1 pseudogene is annotated in these 809 nt (G+C 37.8%); it reads left to right on the top strand.

Annotation, left to right across the window (positions count from 1 at the left end):
• Positions 1 to 809: pseudogene (locus H4K33_RS16345) on the top strand (hypothetical protein); the annotation flags it as partial.

Here is an 809-nt window from a genome sequence, read left to right as displayed (position 1 = left end):
ACACGATTTAGTATTGGGAACAGGAGCTGTATCATATGATGCTGCAACAAACACGTTAACTTACGTAGATGCAACAGGAACATCTAAAGACTTCGTATTTAACGAAACAAGCTTAGTCTACAACGATGCGACTAACATCTTAACGTATACCAACTCAAAAGGTGAAGAGCAAACAATTGATTTAGGTGCATTAGTAGCAGCTAACGAAACGTTGACTGTATTGACATATGACAAAGCAACGAATACGTTGACGTATGCTGATGAAGATAAGATCACACACGATTTAGTATTGGGAACAGGAGCTGTATCATATGATGCTGCAACAAACACGTTAACTTACGTAGATGCAACAGGAACATCTAAAGACTTCGTATTTAACGAAACAAGCTTAGTCTACAACGATACGACTAACATCTTAACGTATACCAACTCAAAAGGTGAAGAGCAAACGATTGATTTAGGTGCATTAGTAGCAGCTAACGAAACGTTGACTGTATTGACATATGACAAAGCAACGAATACGTTGACGTATGCTGATGAAGATAAGATCACGCACGATTTAGTATTGGGAACAGGAGCTGTATCATATGATGCTGCAACAAACACGTTAACTTACGTAGATGCAACAGGAACATCTAAAGACTTCGTATTTAACGAAACAAGCTTAGTATACAACGATACAACTAACATCTTAACGTATACCAACTCAAAAGGTGAAGAGCAAACGATTGATTTAGGTGCATTAGTAGCAGCTAACGAAACGTTGACTGTATTGACATATGACAAAGCAACGAATACGTTAACGTATG

This window comes from Myroides sp. WP-1, assembly GCF_014145635.1.
GTDB lineage: Bacteria > Bacteroidota > Bacteroidia > Flavobacteriales > Flavobacteriaceae > Flavobacterium.
Note: the sequence above shows the minus strand (reverse complement) of the source record. Positions and strands in the feature narration are given on the sequence as shown.